A 16,847-nucleotide genomic window follows, 5' to 3' on the forward strand; every position below is an offset into this window, starting at 1 on the left:
TCGCCGTGAACCGGCGAAGTCGATCATGTTTCACACCCGAGCGGTCCACACCTTCCCCGGGGCTGTGGACTCCAGTCCGCGCAAAGTTCCGTACGCGGACTGGATGAACGGTGCGAGCGGGGTCGGAGCCGTGTTCGTGAGGGCCACGAGGCCCGCACCCGAGCCGGGAAGGAAGCCGGCGAAGGCGGTGAAACCGCGGGTCCCCCCGGAGTGGTGCAGCAGCGCGCCGCCCGGCCCCGGGCGGAGGTTCCAGATGAGGCACAGCCGGGATCCGGTCCTCGGCACGCTCAGCCGGGGCCGCTGCACCTCGGCCAGCGCCGTGCGCAGCGCGGGGTTCGGGGCGGTGTCCGGGTCCAGGAGCGCGGCCAGGACGCTCAGCAGGTCCCGGGCGCTGGACCGTACGGCTCCGGCCGCGGTCAGCCCGGGCATCAGCAGGGCGGGACGTGGGCGGCCGTGCCAATGCCCGGTCGCCTGGGGCCGGTTGGGATCGCAGTCCGTGTCGGCGAGGCCGAGCGGGCCGGTGACGCGCTCGGCCAGCAGTGCGGGATAGTCGCCGCCGGTGCCGCCGGCCGCCCTGGCGAGTACGTGGCCGAGCAGGCCCCCGCCGAAGTTCGAGTACAGGACCCGGCTGCCCGGCCGGTGCCGGAGTCTGGTGCGGCGCAGCGAGGCGAGCAGGTCGTCCTCGGAGAAGCCGGCGTACGGGTTGCTGAGCCATCCGCTGCGGACCGCCCGGGTGAGCATCCCCGGGGGCAGGCGGGGCAGACCGGAGGTGTGTGTGGCGAGGTGGAGCAGGGTGAGCGGCGGCCCGGGCAGCCGGAAGGGGAGGTAGAGGTCGGCACGGTCGGTGGAGCGGACCTCGCCTCTGGCGGCCATCTCGGCGAGCAGCAGGGCGGTGAAGGTCTTCGTCAGGGAGCCCGTCTCGAACCGGGTGCCCTCCCCCACCGGACCGCTGCAGAGCACCGCGCGCTCGGCGCCCCGCACCGCGGCGACCGCCGCCCCCGGGCCACGGGCGACGGTCAGGAGGGGCTGGAGGCGTGCGGTCAGCGGCGCCTCCGTCACGGCCTCATCGCCCCGCCGCCCTGGCCAGCGCGATGGATCCGGCCACGGCGGTGACGACGACGGTGTGCTGGTGGTCCGTGAACCGCCGTTGCGGGTCGTCGTCCACCGGATCGCTGTCACGGGGAACGAAGCCGTCCTCGTGCTGGAGGGCGGCGATCGCCTCCCAGTCCTCCGGCGGGCAGTACGGGTCCTCCAGCGAGGCGCCGACGATGAGCAGTTCCGTGACGAGGTCCCACTGCCCCACCTCGCGCCAGACGTCGATCCACACGGGGAGCCAGGTGTGAAGGTAGGAGGCCAGTTCGGGCGGCAGCCCGCCCGGGTTCCCGCCCCAGTCGGTGAGGTGGAAGACGGTGTGGGTCATCGCGTAGGCCGTGATCCAGTTGATCGCCCAGGGCTCGGGCCTCGCGCCGAGCCAGGTGGCGCCGGCCAGCGCCTTCATGTCCTCGGTGTGCTCCAGACCCACGACCCGGGCCGCGTTGGCGACGGCGAGCCGACGGTTCGGGAGTACCTCTACGCTGTTCACCGACCGCATGCGGGACCGGTGCGCGAGGATGCGGTCGAGCCCCTCGTGGCGGTAGCCGCAGCGGACGAAGGGGGCGTACATCTCCAGCGGATCCGTCATCAGCGTGTGGCGGAGCTGGCGCTCGTAGATCATGTCGCCTCGCCGGAACTGCTCCCAGGTGAAGTCCATCAGACTCTGGGCGGCGACCAGACGGCCCGGCCCGGCGACGCCGTCGCGCAGGATGAGGGAGGCGGCGAGTGTGGTCTCCCCCAGCGGCTTGTAGGCGCTGTCGGGGTCGGCCATCGTCTCGGTGGTGTCGGCCGGCAGACCGCCGAGTTCGCGGTGTGCGTGCAGCCATGACAGCGCCCGGTCGGCCATGCCGCGGGCCGCCCGGGTGACCGGCTCGGGGATCGTCGTCATGTGTGTGCCGCCTTCGCGTCCGTGCCGGGCCGCCGTTCGAGGAGGTGGCGGGCGATCTCCAGGTCCAGAGCGCTGCGCGGGCCCGCCCCGCCCACCAGGAGGGCGTGCTCCGCGACGAGGCCCGGGTCCAGGGGGAGTTCGGCGCCTTCGTGGCGCAGCCAGGCCAGCCAGCGGACGAGGCGTACGGCGGTGGGGAAGTCGCGCCGCAGGATCGATCGGCTGACACCCCGGCACAGCGGCAGGACCCCGTCACGGGCCGCCTCGTGGGCGGGGCCGTCGAGGCCGAGCGTGGCGAGCGGGGCGAGTTGTGCCATGCGTACGCACCAGCCGCTCCACCCGGCGGTGCCGGCGAGCCCGGCGTCGTCCGTCGGTGCGGGTGCGAGCGTGCGCAGGGTGTCGTCCCCGGAGAGCCGGGCGAGCAGGACGGCGGTGGCGTGGTCGCGCCGGGCGACCGTCGTCTCTTCCGAGGCGTCGTTCGCGGGGAAGGCGTCGAAGGCCTTGGCCACGACGGCCGCGTCCTGCGTCTGGAAGGGCTGTTCCACCAGGAGGTGAGGGCTGAAGACGTCGGCTCCCAGCACCCGGACAGCGGCCAGCGCCGCGAGGGTGTCGGGGGCGTCGTCGACGTACCGGGCGAGCTGCACAGCGCCCCCGGTGCCGCTGAGGGCACCGAGGACACCGGCCGCCAGGGCGTCGGCCGCCGCGGCGAATGCGGAGTGGGAACTCACTTGCCCCGGGACTCCTTCGGCTCCTTGGGAGACAGGAGCAGCAGCGCGAGCAGCACACCCGCGGCCTCGGGGGCGTAGAGCGGGGCGTCGCTGACGGTGGCCTCGGGCTCCGTCATCAGTGCGCCCAGCGTGTCGGTCTGGGTCGGCGTCGCGGTGAGAGTGATCTGCTGGGTAAGCATGGGTGCCTCCACATCACTGAGGGGAGAGCGTGTACCACGTGTGTGGTCACGCCTTGACCGACGATAAAGGGTCAAAGCGGATTTATCTCCCCAAGCCCGTGAGTACTGGCGACATGCATGGGCCACTGGGCCGGTGACACCCCGGTCGCGCGCACCACGGGAGCCCTACGGCGCCGCGATGCCCGCCACCCGCAGCGCGTGGACCAGGTCCCACTCCCGCGCCACGGACACCTCACGGGCCGCGGCGAGCAGTTGGGGGACGAGATGGCGTGGCCCACCCTCGGCGATGCGCGCCGCGTCCTGCGGAGTCCGCACGCGGACGAACGCACCCAGCAGCGCCCGCGCCTCCGGTTCCAAGCCCGCCCGGTCGAGGGCCAGGACGGCGTCGGCGATCTCACCCGCGGGCCGGGCCACCCCCTGCCGGAGCAACTGCCCGCAGTCCTCGGCGCGGCCCGCGGCGGCCAGCGCCCCTGCGGCGGCGGCGAGTTCGGCCGGCGACAGGGAGGACACCTCCCACAGCAGGGTCGCCCAGTCGGCGCCCAGGCCCGCCTCGCACAAGGCGACGGCCAGCACCGGCAGATGCCCGGCCGGCCATCCGGCAGCCTCGCAGAGCACGGCGTGCGCCTCACCGCTGCGACCCTCCGCGCGCAGCCGTAAGAGCAGGGCGACGGCGTCGGCGGCGGCCCGGCGCGCGGCGGGGCCGGGCGCCGGGGCCTGCGGTGCGGCCGGCCCGATGGCCTCCTCGGCCGGGACGCCACCGAAGCGGGCGCCGCGTGGCAGGGCGGCGGGCGACGAGGGGACCGGCAGCACGGGTACCTCCGACGGGGGCGGACCTGCTTCCGTGTCGTCCTCGATCTCCAGGCCCGCGAAGCGCGCCCCGCGCGGCTTCCCGCGCTTCTTCGCGGCGGTGGGCCGGGCCTCCGCGTCGGGCTGCGCGCCGTCGGCCCCGGACGCTTCCGCTCTGCGGGGGACCGGGACCGTGGGCACGTTGCCGGTGCCCGGCACGTTCACGTCCCCGTGCTCCCGGAACCAGTCGTCCGGCACCGTCCGCTCCACCGCCGCCAGCCGGTTGCGGAGTTCCGCGCAGCGCGCTGTCGCACGGGCGTGGTCGTCGCGCGCCCAGGCGAGCACCTCCGTCTCCCCGTCCGCACCGGCGGCGCTCACCCGCCGGGCCGCGTACGCCTGCTCCTGGAGCATCACGCCCAGCCGGTCGGCGAGGGCCTGCCGCCCGCCCGGGCGCCTGTCGTGCGCGGCCGCCGACGCGGCGCACAGTTCGGCGGCGTGTACGGATTCCCGCGCGGCGAACGCGGTGCCGCACACCGCGGCGAGGTCCTGGAGCAGCGACTCGACCACGTCCCAGGGCGGGACCTCCGAGCCGTCGAAGCAGGCGCGCATGCCCTCGGGATCGCGTGCGAGGAAGACTCCGTACCAGCCCTTCCCGGGATCGAGCGAGGCAGCCAGATCCCGTAGGTACTGCGCGAACGCCCGTACTGCCACTGCGTGCTGATGCTCTGTCATCGTCGCCCTCATCGGTCGCCCGGGACTGGAGCACTCCAGTCCGCGGGCATTCGACCGCAGGCGTGTTACGGGCGGACTACGCGCGCTTTTCCGGCACGGTGCGGCCGGAGCACGACCGGTGCCGGTGCGCCCCCCGTCAGAGGGTGACGGCGATCCCGGTGTGGGGCCGCTTGCCGAGCCGCACGACCATGGCGGGCCAGTCCACGAGCCAGAACTTCCAGGTGTACTTGCGGGCGAGCAGCTTGCGCACCGCCGCGGTCCCGTCGCTGTCGAGGAGCCGGGCCGTCCCCTCGGCGCTCGGCGCACCCTCGGCGATCCGGCCGCGGGCGTCGCAGACGGTGACGAGGATCCGGCTGTCGTTGCGCAGCCGCTTGACCTTCCATGAGTCTGAGCGGGTCCAGACGTACAGCACACCTCCGTCCGCCGCGGCCCAGACGGGCGTGGCGACGGGCGTGCCGTCCTTCCGGTACGTGGTCAGGCTGACGTACTCACTGCGGGCGAAGTCCTGGAGAGTCACGGGCGCGACCCTACTCGGCCTGGGCGATGAGCCGCAGCTCCCCGTCCCTGCCGAGGGCCCCGAGGGCGGGTTTCGAAAGTCCCGCCTGTCCGGAAACCCCCTCCGGGCGGACGGCAGCACTTCCGAAAGCCCGCCGACTCCCTCTCGCCGCACAGCTGTTGAGGGCCATCCCATCGGCCTGCCCGAAGGTCCCCGTCACCGGTGCCCGTCGACGAACGAACGGGCCAGCACCTGGCCGGCGGCGACGGCGGCCCGGTGGTCCTCGATCGGCGACACCCTGGAGTTCCTGAACAGGATGTAGGTGACGCCGGACGCGGTTCCGCCGCTCTTCGGGTCCGGGTCGATACCGAGTGCCTCGGCCGCGGCGTACGAGGCCTCACCGATGATCCCGGTGGGCCCGGTGTCCCCCACGACGGCGTACTGCACCTTGTCCCGGTAGACGACGGCGGCCACACCGCCGCCGCTGATCCCGGACTCCGTGTACTTCCAGAGCGGCCCTGGCCCCGGTACGACGACGTACGGCAGCCGGGCGGAGTCCAAGGGCTTGCCCGCCGACGTCCGGAACGCCGTCTCCGGCAGGAAGGAGGGGTCGGTCCTGCTGTTGCAGGCCCTGGTGACACGGCCGTCGCAGTCGATGTCCATGTCCGCCTCCCAGAACACGGCTCCCTTCGTCCCGCACACCGGCACCTTCGCGGGGCCGCCTTGGTCCGTTCGGTACTTCCCGTCGGAGATCCGGGTGCAGGTCTTCACCCGGGCCAGCAGCTCGGCAGCGCTGACCGAGTCCGTCCCGGCCACGCCGTCGGCATCGCCGGCCGCGGCGGGAACGGCTGTGGGGACGAGCAGAGCCGCGCCGGAGACGGCGGAGAGGGCGAGCATTCGCGTACGCACCGTGGGGGGTCCTTCCTTCCCGCGCGGCCGGGGGCGGTCCCTGCCGCGTCACGGACCCGGGGCCGGTACGACGCGGCTGAGCGCGGCCTACCGGCCCCGGGGCCGCTACTGCTGCCGATCGGTCACGGACGGCCGCTCGGATGCACCACCATCGCCGAGCCACCACCGCGCCGCACCTTTTCGGCGGCCGCGAGCCAGCGTCCGCCGGGGAGGCGCTGGATGCCCGTGGCGGCCCCGATCTCCGGGTTCGCCTTGAACACGTGTCCGAGCGCTTCGAGCTCCGCGCGCACCGGGCTGTTCCACAGCCCCGGCTCGATCTCGGTCGTGGCCGAGTTGCGCTGGCTGGCTCGCGGCGCGGCGATCGCGTCGACCAGTGGCAGCCCCCGGTCCAGGTAACCGGTCATCGACTGCAGGACGGTGGTGATGATCGTGGCACCGCCCGGCGATCCCAGGGCCAGTACGGGCTTTCCGTGCTCCAGCACGATGGTCGGTGAGATCGAGGAGCGCGGACGCTTGGACGGACCGGGCAGGTTCGGGTCATGGACCGCCGGGTCGACGGGCGCGAACGAGAAGTCGGTCAGTTCGTTGTTGAGCAGGAAGCCCCGCCCCGGCACGGTGATGCCGCTGCCGCCCGTCGTCTCGATCGTCAGGGTGTACGCGACGACGTTGCCCCACTTGTCGGCGGTGGTCAGATGAGTCGTGTTCTCGCCCTCGTACGTCGTCGGGGTGGCCTTGCCCCCGGTGGCGCAGCGGGCGGGGTCGCGTGGATCGCCTGGGGCGAGCGGGCTGGTGAGCACCGCGTCGTCCTTGATGAGGCACTCGCGCGAGTCGGCGAAGCGCTGGCTGAGCAGTTCCCGCGTCGGCACGTCCTCGAACGCCGGGTCGCCGACCCAGCGGCCCCGGTCCGCGAAGGCGATCCGGCTCGCCTCGATGAAGCGGTGCAGGTACTGGGCCTCGCTCGCCTTCGAAAGGTCGGTGGACTCAAGGATGTTGAGGGCCTCGGCCACGCTGGTGCCCCCGGACGAGGACGGCGCGATGCCGTAGACGTCGAGGCCCCGGTAGGCGGTCTTCGTCGGAGCCTGGCGCAGTGCGCGGTACGCCTTCAGATCCCCGGTCGTCAGATCTCCCGGTCGCACCACACGCGTGGCCTCCGGGTCCACGGGCGGCTTCCGCACCGTCGAGACGATGTCCCGGGCCAGCTCGCCCCGGTACAGCTCGTCGACGCCCTCGCGGCCCAGCGTCCTGTAGGTACGGGCGAGGTCGGGGTTCTTGAACACCGATCCGGTGACCGGCAACTGGCCACCGGGCAGGAAGAGTTCGGCGGAAGCCGGGAAGTCGGCGAACCGCGCCTGGTTGGCCGCGGTCTGGGAGCGGAAGGTCTCGTCCACGACGAACCCCTCGCTGGCCAGCCGCTCGGCCGGCCGGAGCAGTTGCCCGAGCGGCTTGCTGCCCCAGGCGTCGAGCGCCTTCTCCCAGGTGGCGGGCGTGCCGGGGGTGCCGACCCCCAGTCCGCTGGTGACGGCGTCGTTGAAGGGGATCGGCTGCCCGTTCTCCAGGAAGAGCGAGGAGTCCGCGCTGCGGGGTGCGGTCTCTCGGCCGTCGACGGTCTGTACGCGCCCCGTCCTGGCGTCGTAGTGGACGAAGTACCCGCCGCCGCCGATGCCCGCCGAGTAGGGCTCGGTGACGCCCAGTGCGGCGGCGGTGGCGACGGCCGCGTCAACGGCGTTGCCTCCCTTGCGGAGTACCTCGATACCGGCCGCCGAGGCGTCCGGGTCGACGCTCGAGACCGCTCCCCCGTAGCCCACCGCCACCGGCGACTTGGGGGTCGGTACGGGTGACGCCGAGGCCGCGGGGGCCGCGGCGCCGAGTGAGCCGATGACGGCTAGCACGATTGGGAACGACACATTCCGGCCGACGGAATGACGCATCCGTACCTCCTGTAAAAGATCGTCCGCGCAGGGTATCGCCGCACCACTCCTATCGTCAGGGCCACCTCGGCCACACGTCCGAACGGACCGCTCATATGCCCGCTCGACGTCTTCGCCCTGCTCGAACTCTCGGCTCTCATCAAGGATTGTGCCGCCCACGCGCAGATCGTGTCCCACGACACCGCCCAACAGGGGTTCGGGGAACGTACGGAGTTCTGTGTCGGCCGGTCACAGGGTGACCTGGATCTCGAATGGGTCCGGCCACTCTGCGTGTCTACCGGTCCGTCCGTGGCACGCCAATGGCGTGTACGACCTCACCCGTGCCGTCGTCGGGGACCGTGACGTCGGCATCCACCACGTTCCAGGTCCGCCCGGTGAGCCACAGCGGGCCCCAGGCATCGAGCCTGCTGCGATCGCGCGTGCGGACCCAGCCGTCCACGCACACCTCACCGCTGAGGGCGGCCCCCAGCGCCTCGACCGGCCGCAGGGTTCAGGCCGGGCGAACCACGGTACTCGGCCACGCTGCGAGGGGCCGCCGGCGGAGCCCTCGCTCTCCGGGCCGCCGGGAGGCAACCCGATGGGCCGTGCGGTCGTCCTCAACCACGGGTCGACGGAGGGGAAACGCGATGGGTACGCACACCGGGATCGTCACGCCACTGCCCACGCTGCTGAGGGAGCACGCCCGGCGTCTCGGGGACAAGGTCTGCTGCCAGGACCGGATCACCCAGGTGACCTATCGGGAGCTGGAGCGCAGGACCGGCCGGCTGGCCGGCCACCTGTCCGCGCTGGGCCTGACTCGGGGCGAGCGGGTGGCGATCCTGCTCGGCAACCGTGTCGAGGCCGTCGAGAGCCTGCTCGCCGTCATCCGCGCGAGTGGTGTGGGCGTCCCCCTGGACCCGGACTGTTCGGAGCCCGAGCTGTCACGCCTGCTGGACGACAGTGGGGCACGGGTGCTCATCACCGACGACGCGTGCCTGGCGCGACGACGCGGACTGCTGTCCCGCCCCGGGCTGACCGTCGTGGCAGCCCGGGGCGGGCAGGACGCGGACGGGACGGGCGCCGGGCCCGGGACGGCCTCGCCCCTCTCGGCCCCGGACGGAGTGCTGCGCTATGAGGAGTTGGCGGGCACGGAGCCGCTGACAGCGGCCCGGGACGACCTGGCGCTGGACGAGGTGGCCTGGCTGCTCTACACCTCCGGTTCCTCCGGTGCGCCCAAGGGCGTCCTGTCCACCCAACGCAATCGTCTGGCGCCGGTCTCGGCGGGTCTCGTCGGCGTCCTGGGTCTGTCCGAACGGGACCGTGTGCTGTGGCCGTTGCCCCTGCACCACGCGTTGAGCCAGGTGGTGTGCGTCCTCGGGGTGATCGCCGTGGGGGCGAGCGCCATGCTCCTGCCCCGGTTCACGGTGGCGGGGGTGCTCGGCGAACTGCGCGGTGAGGGCGCGCCGTTCACCTTGCTCGGTGGAGTGCCGACGACGTTCTCGGCGCTGCTCGACGCGGTCCGGGGCGAGGGAGGCGGCAAGGCTGTCGGCGGTCTCGGGGCGCCCTCGTTACGCGGATGCGTCAGCGGCGGCGCCGCGGCGGGTCCCGGGTTCCGGAAGTCCTTCGAGGCGGTCTGCCGGGTTCCCTATCTGGAGCACTACGGCAGCACGGAGGCAGGCCCGGTCACCATGGCGGCACCGGGTGAGGCGACGGCGCCCGGTGCGTGCGGCCGGGTGCTGCCCGGCACCCGGGCTCGGGTCGGCGGTGGCGCCGACGGGCGCGACACGGGCGAGGGCGAGCTGTGGGTCAGGGGGCCCGGCGTGATGGCTGGTTACCACGGCAGGCCGGAGGCGACCGCCGAGGTACTGAGCGACGGCTGGTTCCGTACGGGTGACCTGGCCAGGATCGACGCCCGGGGCGAACTCACGGTCGTCGGCCGGGTGAGTGATCTGATCGTCCGGGGCGGGGTGAACGTCCACCCCTCGGAGGTGGAGGCGGTGCTACGGCGGCTGCCGGGGGTGGCGGACGCCGCCGTGGCCGGGCGCCCACACCCCGTCTTCGGCGAGGTGCCGGTCGGTTACCTCGTGCCCGAGCCGGGCGGCGGCGCACCGGACCGGGGACGTGTACTCGCCGCCTGCCGGGCGGAGCTGTCCGGATACAAGGTTCCCGCCGAGCTGTACGAGGTGGCGGACATCCCCCGTACCGGCTCCGGGAAGATCCGCCGGCGGGATCTCGCCGACCGGCCGGCGCGGGTGCTGGGCGCGAAGGCATCCGAGAGACCGGCCCAGGGCCTGCTCTCCCTGGTGCGCGACGAGGTCGCGGCCGTACTCGGATGTACGGCCCAGGCGGTGGAACCCGAAACGGCACTGCGGGACCTGGGGATGGACTCCCTGACGGCGACGGTGCTGCGGGAGCGGCTGTCGGCGGTGACCGGGCTGCCGCTCTCCGAGGCCGTGGCCTTCGACTTCCCCACGGCCGCCGCGCTCGCCGCCCACCTGGGCTCGCGCGGTGCCGCCGCACCGGCCGGCGCCGGGGTCGCGCTGCGGAGCGCGGTCCGGCCGGACGAGGACCCCGTGGTGATCGTGGGCATGGCCTGCCGTTACCCGGGGGGCGTGACCTCGCCCGCGGACCTGTGGCGACTGGTGGCCGACGGCAGGGACGCCATCGGTCCGTTCCCCGCCGACCGGGGCTGGGACACCCGGGAGCTGTACGACCCGGAGCCGGGACGACCCGGGAAGACGTATGTCCGCGAGGGCGGCTTCCTGAGCGGCGTGGACCGCTTCGACCCCGCCTTCTTCGGCATCTCCCCCCGCGAGGCGCCGGCCATGGACCCGCAGCACCGGCTGCTCCTCGAAGTGGCGTGGGAGGCCTTCGAGCACGCCGGACTCCTCCCCGCCGACCTGCGCGGCACGGCGACCGGGGTGTACGTCGGACTGATGTACAGCGACTACGCCCGCCGCCTGACGCGGACCCCCGCGCACGTCGAGGGATACCTCGGCCTCGGCAACGCCGGAAGCGTCGCCTCGGGTCGTATCGCCTACACGTTCGGCCTCGAAGGGCCGGCCCTCACCGTGGACACCGCGTGTTCCTCGTCCCTGGTGGCCCTGCACCTGGCGGCTCAGGCGCTGCGCCGGGGTGAGTGCGCCTTCGCGTTGGCGGGCGGGGCCACGGTGATGTCGGGGCCGTCGTCGTTCGTCGAGTTCAGCCGGCAGCGGGCGCTGGCCCCGGACGGGCGCTGCAAGGCGTTCGGCGCGTCCGCCGACGGTACGGGGTGGGCCGAGGGCGCCGGGATGCTGCTGCTGGGCCGGCTGTCCGACGCGCACCGCGCCGGACTTCCGGTGCTGGCCGTGGTCCGCGGTTCGGCGGTGAACCAGGATGGGGCGAGCAACGGGCTGACTGCACCGCACGGGCCGGCGCAGCAGCGGGTGATCCGGCAGGCGCTCGCCGACGCGGGGCTCGAGCCCGGGGACGTCGACGCGGTGGAGGCGCACGGCACCGGTACCCGGCTGGGAGACGTCATCGAGGCGGAGGCGTTCTTCGCGACGTACGGGCGTCAGGCGCGAGCGCGTCCACTGCGGCTGGGCTCGGTGAAGTCGAACATCGGGCACACCCAGGCCGCCGCGGGGGTGGCCGGTGTGATCAAGATGGTGCAGTCGATGGAACAGGGGGTACTGCCCCGTACGCTGCACGCCGACGAGCCGACACCCCGGGTCGACTGGTCGACGGGGCGGATCGCGCTGCTGGACCGGGCGGTGGAGTGGCCCGTGACGGACCGGCCGCGCCGAGCGGGTGTGTCCTCCTTCGGCATCAGCGGCACCAACGCACACGTGCTGCTCGAAGAGCCACCGAGGGACAGGACACCCACACGGACGGGAGGGAGGCGGGACGGACCCGCCGCGGTGGCCCTGCCCCTGTCGTCCAGAAGCGTGCCGGGACTGCAGGAGCAGGCACGCCGACTGTACGACCACGTGGCCGCCGCCCCTGAGAGCGACCTGTCGGACATCGGGTACTCGCTCGCCACCACCCGCACGGCGTTCGAGCACCGGGCGGTGGTGGTGGCCCGGGACCGCGCCGAGCTGCTCGGCTCCCTGCGAGCCGTGGCCCGGAGCGGCGTGCGGGCCGCAGCGGAGGACGGCGGCCCGCACGAAGTGCACACAGGCACCTCACGCAGGCGGGGCCCGCTGGCTGTGCTGTTCACCGGTCAGGGCAGCCAGCGTGCGGGCATGGGCCGCGAGCTGTACGCGTCGCGGGAGCTGCATCCGGCCTTCGCCGCTTCGTTCGACGCGTGCTGTGCTCTGCTCGACCCGCTGCTGCCGGTGCCCCTGCGGGACGTCGTGTTCGCAGGTTCCGGTACGAAGACGGGTGCGCTCCTGCACACGACCCGTTACACGCAACCGGCGCTCTTCGCCCTGGAGACGTCCCTGTTCCGGCAGTTCGAGGCCTGGGGGGTGCGCCCCGACCTGGTGGCCGGCCACTCGGTCGGCGAGGTGACGGCGGCGCACGTCGCCGGGGTGCTGTCCCTCGCGGACGCCTGCACGCTGGTGGCGGCCCGCGGCCGGCTGATGGACGCGCTGCCGTCGGGTGGCGCGATGGCCTCCGTGGCAGCCGGTCCCGAGGAGGTGGCCGCCCGGCTCGCCGCGACCGGGTGGGCCGCGGAGGTCGCCGCGGTCAACGGGCCCTCCTCGGTGGTCGTCTCCGGCGACGAGGACGCGGTGCGGACGGTCGTCGCGCACTTCAGGGAGCTCGGCCGTCCGGCGGCGCCGCTGCGCGTCGGCCAGGCCTTCCACTCCGCCCGGATGGAACCCGTGCTCGCCGACTTCGCGGAAGTGGTCGGGCGACTGTCCTTCGCCGCGCCCCGGCTGCCGCTGATCACCGCCCTGCCGGGCCGGGAAGCCACCGAGGAGGAGCTGCGTACACCCGAGTTCTGGGTGGACCACGTCCGCCGCCCGGTCCGCTTCGCCGAGTCGGTGGCGCACCTGCGCAGACGGGAGACGGCCCACTACGTCGAGTTGGGGCCGGACGGAGTGCTCACCGGCCTGGTGCGGGACTGCCTCGCCACATCCGGAGGGGCCGCGACGCGGCAGGAGGTGGACACGGCGGCCGACGGCGGACGGGGAACGGCACCGCAGGTCCTGCCGACGCTGCGGGGCAGGCGGCCGGAGCCGGACGCGTTACTCGGCACACTTGCCGCGCTGCACACGCACGGCGTGCCCGTCGACTGGCGGGCCGTCTACGGCGGGCGCGACGGCAGACGCGTTGCCCTGCCCACGTACGCCTTCCAGCGCCGGCGGTACTGGCTGGAGCCGGACACCGAGCGTCCTTCCCCTTCCTGGCCCGCAGGGCCCGGACATCCGTTCCTGCGGTCGGCGACCCGGACGGCCGACGACGACGGGCTGCTGCTGACCGGCGTGCTCTCGGTGCACGACCAGCCCTGGCTGGCCGACCACGTGGTGACGGGGGAGGTACTGCTGCCGGCGGCCGCCTTCGTGGAGATGGCCCTCCACGCCGGCGAGGCGACGGACGCGACGGTCGTCGACGAACTCGTCCTGACCACGCCGCTGACGCTGCCCTCGACGGGTGCCGTCGAGTTGCAGGTGAAGGTCGGAGGACCGGACGACGCGGGGCGGCGGACCGTGCTCTTCCACTCGCGACCGTACGCCCCGATGGGTGACCGGCCGTGGCTCCGGCACGCCGTCGGCACACTCGCGCCACAGCGGCAGCCCGCGGACGGGGAGGCCGCCGCACCCCACGTCGACCCGTCACGGCCGCAGGTGGCCTGGCCGCCGGAAGGGGCGATGCCACTGCACGCGTCGGACGACGCTCCGGGGGCAGGACCGTACGAGCGGCTGGCCGCCGCCGGGCTGCGATACGGCCCCGCGTTCCAGGGCATGCGGGCCGCTTGGCGACACGGCGAGGAGCTGTACGCCGAGGTCGCGCTGCCCGACGCCGCCCGGGACCCGCGTCCGGAGAGGGACGGCCCGCGGTTTCTCCTGCACCCCGCGCTGCTCGACGCGGCGCTGCACAGCCTGGCCTTGGACGGCCTCGCCGCGGACCCTGCCGAACCGGACGGCCCGCCCGGACGGCCCGCCCGGGCCGGCACCGGGCTGTCACTGCCGTTCGCCTTCGGCGGAGTGAGTGTGCGCGTGCGCACCGCCCGCGTGGAACGGGTACGGGTCCGGACGACGCACGAGGCCGACGGACGGGCCGTGGTGGAGCTGACCGACGAGACGGGAGCACCGGTGGCGACGGTGCGTGCGCTGACACTGCGGCCTCTGCCACGAACCGGGTCGCCGGCGAGGGATGCTCCCGCCGGCATCCTGCACCGGACGGACTGGGTGCCGCTCGCCGGACCGCCCGCGCCCGCCCCCGCGGCGGCGCGGTGGGCGGTGCTGGGAACGGCGGGCACCGAAAGCGTGGACTCCCTGGCGCCGCCGGGCAGCGGTGTCCCGGTCTACTCCGATCCGGCCGCGTGCGACGCGTCGGCCGAGGTGGTCGTGGCGCCCTGCCCTCCACCCCCCGGCACGGCCTGCGACGGCGGGCAGGACCCGGCCGCCGCGCTGCTGTGGATGACGAGCTGGGCGCTGGACCTCGTACAGCGGTGGCTCGCCGAACCGCACCTTTCCGGTTGTCGCCTCGTCCTCGTCACCTCCGGCGCCGTCACACCCACCGCCGACGGTGCTCGTGCGGAGGACACCGATCGCCGGAAGGCCGGGCAGCCCGGCCTGACCGAGTCCGTGCCCTCACACACGCCGGTGTGGGGCCTGGTCCGCTCGGCCCTGCGGGAGAACCCGGGTCGCTTCGCCCTGATCGACGTGGACGAGGACCCGTGCTCCTGGGGTGCCGTGCCCTCCGTGGCAGCCGCGTCGCTGCCGGAGGCGGCCGTGCACCGGGGGACGGTGTACGTGCCGGAGCTGGTGCCCCTGCCCGGCACGGGGTCACAGCCCGGCGTCCGACGGCCACCGGGCCCGGCGGAGCCCGGAACCCGGCCGTCGCTACGCCCTGAGGGCACTGTCCTGGTCACCGGCGGCACCGGATCACTGGGGCTGCGGGTGGCACGGCACCTGGTCACCGCCCACGGTGTCCGGCAGCTGCTGCTGGTCGGCCGTCGTGGTCCGGACGCACCGGGGGTGCGGGAGCTCGTCGCGGAGCTGGGTGAGGCGGGCGCCCGGGTGACCGTGCGCGCCTGCGACGTGGCGGACCGGACCTCGCTGGCCGCCCTGCTCGACGCCGTCCCGGAGGCTCACCCCCTGACCGGCGTGGTGCACGCCGCAGGGGTACTGGACGACGGTGTCGTCGCGGGGCTCACCACCGCCCGCCTGGAGCGGGTGCTGCGCCCCAAGGTGAACGCCGCTCTCGCGTTGCACGACCTGACCCGGGAGCAGGACCTTGCCATGTTCGCGCTGTTCTCCTCGGTGGCGGGCACCTTCGGCTCCGCGGGCCAGGCCAACTACGCCGCGGCCAACTGTGTCCTGGACGCCCTGGCACGGCATCGGCGGCGGCTCGGCCTGACCGGTACCTCGATCGTCTGGGGCCCCTGGCGGCAGAGCGACGGCATGACGGCACACCTCGGCGACGCGGACCGCCGGCGGATGACCCGCGCCGGGTTCGCGCCGCTCGGGACGCAGGAGGGGCTGGCCCTCTTCGACGCCGCCGTGGCCGGTGACGACCCCGTGGTGGTGGCGGCCCGTCTCGAGGTGGCCGCTCTCCGCGGCGGCGGCCCGGCGCCGAGCCCGCTGGGAACACCCACGGCCGGCGAGGGTGGGCACCGGCTCAGCCGGGTGCTGGCCACTGCTTCCCCCGGCGATCGGGCCGAGGTACTGCTCACGGAGGTCCGGACCCTGGCAGCTCGGGTGCTGGGCCATCCGGAGGGGGCGAGCGCCATCGACGAGGACGTCCTGCTGACGGACCTGGGGCTGGACTCCCTCGCCGCGGTAGATCTGCGCAACGAGCTCGCGGCGGCGACGGGGCTGGACCTGCCGTCCACGCTGCTGTTCGACTTCCCCGTGCCGCGCTCGCTCGCCGCCGAGCTGACGCGCCGGTACGCCGTCGAGGCACCTGGCCCGGGCGCCGAGGCCCACAGCGCGGGAACCAACGGCCCGGCGACCGACAGCCCGACAAGGGTCGGCGCCGCACGTTCGTCGAGCTCCCTCGGCCGATCGGTGGACGGCGGCACGGGCCGCGACCCGGGTGGGGCCGCCCGGCCGGACCTCGGGGTGCGGTCCGCGGACGGACCGGACACCGGGGAATCTCCGGACTCCGTGGGGGCGCTCTTCCGTACCGCGTGCGCCCGGGGACAGAGCTGGGACGGCATGGCACTGCTCACCGTCGCCGCCCGCCTCCGCCCGGTCTTCGACCGGGACGGGGCGCTCGACGCGACGGTCGGACCGGTCACACTCGCCGCGGGCGGCAAGGGAACGCGGCTGGTCTGCTTACCCGCGCTCAGCGCGCTCTCCGGACCGCAGGAGTACGCACGCCTCGGTGCCGGGTTCCGTGACCTCCGGCCGGCCTCCGCCGTACGGCATCCGGGGTTCGGGCCCGGGGAGGCACTGCCCGCCACGCTGGACGCCCTCGTCACCGCGCAGACCGCCGCCGTCCGCACCGCCGCGGCCGGCGAGCCCCTGGTACTGCTGGGGCGTTCGGCCGGTGGCTGGGTGGCTCATGCCGTCGCCGAGCGGCTGGAGGCCGAGGGTGCCGCCCCGGTGGCCGTCGTCCTGCTGGACACGTATCCCCCTGGTCACGGCGACCGGCACGGGACACTGTCCGCGATGACGTCGGACATGCTGCGTCGAGCAGCGGAGTTCGCCTCGGCCGACCTCGGCCGGCTCACCGCCATGGCCGCGTACTTCAAGCTCTTCGAGGCCTGGAAACCCGCTTCGCTCACCTGCCCCACCCTGTACGTGCGGGCGCGGGACCTGCTGCCGGGCGCAGAGCCGGCACCGCGCTGGAGCCTGCCGCACGCCGAGGTGACCGTGCCCGGGGACCACTTCACCATGCTGGACGAGCACGCCCGCGCCACCGCCCTCGCCGTTCATCGCCGGCTGGGCAGCCTGGTCTGAGGTGAACGTCCCGGCGGAGGCGACCCACTTCTTCCGCAACGGGTTCCGGCATGGCGCACCCGTCGCCTTCCGTCCA

At 74.1% G+C, this 16,847-nt stretch carries 10 protein-coding genes; 1 reads left to right on the forward strand and 9 read right to left on the reverse strand.

All coding sequences use genetic code 11. The annotated features are described in order from the left end of the window. Nucleotides 1-30: 30 nt before the first annotated feature. The 9 genes from ACFYQ5_RS10590 to ACFYQ5_RS10630 all read right to left on the reverse strand — a co-directional run bounded on the left by ACFYQ5_RS10590 (nucleotide 31) and on the right by ACFYQ5_RS10630 (nucleotide 8,175). On the reverse strand, nucleotides 31-1,059 hold the full coding sequence (locus ACFYQ5_RS10590; RefSeq protein ID WP_389196091.1) for a serine hydrolase domain-containing protein: 1,029 nt from the start codon (nucleotides 1,057-1,059) through the stop codon (nucleotides 31-33). A 4-nt stretch (nucleotides 1,060-1,063) separates the two neighbouring features. Beyond that, nucleotides 1,064-1,981 carry a DUF6895 family protein gene (locus ACFYQ5_RS10595; RefSeq protein WP_389196094.1) on the reverse strand — a complete coding sequence of 306 codons (918 nt, stop codon included), beginning with the start codon at nucleotides 1,979-1,981 and terminating at the stop codon, nucleotides 1,064-1,066. Beyond that, a complete protein-coding gene (locus tag ACFYQ5_RS10600) occupies nucleotides 1,978-2,706 on the reverse strand; it encodes a hypothetical protein (RefSeq protein ID WP_389196097.1) in 729 nt (242 codons plus the stop codon). Before ACFYQ5_RS10600 ends, ACFYQ5_RS10595 begins: the two co-directional genes overlap by 4 nt. Next, complete coding sequence (locus tag ACFYQ5_RS10605; RefSeq protein WP_389196100.1) at nucleotides 2,703-2,885, reverse strand: hypothetical protein; 183 nt, start codon at nucleotides 2,883-2,885, stop codon at nucleotides 2,703-2,705. Before ACFYQ5_RS10605 ends, ACFYQ5_RS10600 begins: the two co-directional genes overlap by 4 nt. A gap of 165 nt (nucleotides 2,886-3,050) precedes the next feature. Next, nucleotides 3,051-4,403, reverse strand: coding sequence for a hypothetical protein (locus tag ACFYQ5_RS10610; protein WP_389196103.1), 1,353 nt, complete (start codon nucleotides 4,401-4,403; stop codon nucleotides 3,051-3,053). Nucleotides 4,404-4,539: 136 nt separating this feature from the next. Then, the gene (locus ACFYQ5_RS10615) at nucleotides 4,540-4,920 is read right to left on the reverse strand and encodes a PPOX class F420-dependent oxidoreductase (protein ID WP_389196106.1); all 381 of its coding nucleotides are present in this window, start codon (nucleotides 4,918-4,920) and stop codon (nucleotides 4,540-4,542) included. A gap of 195 nt (nucleotides 4,921-5,115) precedes the next feature. Continuing rightward, a complete protein-coding gene (locus tag ACFYQ5_RS10620; protein ID WP_389196109.1) occupies nucleotides 5,116-5,808 on the reverse strand; it encodes a glycoside hydrolase family 75 protein in 693 nt (230 codons plus the stop codon). A gap of 122 nt (nucleotides 5,809-5,930) precedes the next feature. Next, nucleotides 5,931-7,736: a gamma-glutamyltransferase gene (gene ggt / locus ACFYQ5_RS10625; protein WP_389196112.1), complete on the reverse strand. Its 1,806-nt coding sequence runs from the start codon at nucleotides 7,734-7,736 to the stop codon at nucleotides 5,931-5,933. A gap of 274 nt (nucleotides 7,737-8,010) precedes the next feature. Continuing rightward, nucleotides 8,011-8,175, reverse strand: coding sequence for a hypothetical protein (locus ACFYQ5_RS10630; RefSeq protein ID WP_389196115.1), 165 nt, complete (start codon nucleotides 8,173-8,175; stop codon nucleotides 8,011-8,013). Nucleotides 8,176-8,362: 187 nt separating this feature from the next. Between ACFYQ5_RS10630 and ACFYQ5_RS10635 the strand changes: the two genes are divergently transcribed. Then, a complete protein-coding gene (locus ACFYQ5_RS10635; protein WP_389196118.1) occupies nucleotides 8,363-16,771 on the forward strand; it encodes a type I polyketide synthase in 8,409 nt (2,802 codons plus the stop codon). Nucleotides 16,772-16,847: the final 76 nt, after the last annotated feature.

Origin of the sequence: Streptomyces sp. NPDC005794 (genome assembly GCF_042871445.1) — a bacterium.
Taxonomy (GTDB): domain Bacteria; phylum Actinomycetota; class Actinomycetes; order Streptomycetales; family Streptomycetaceae; genus Streptomyces.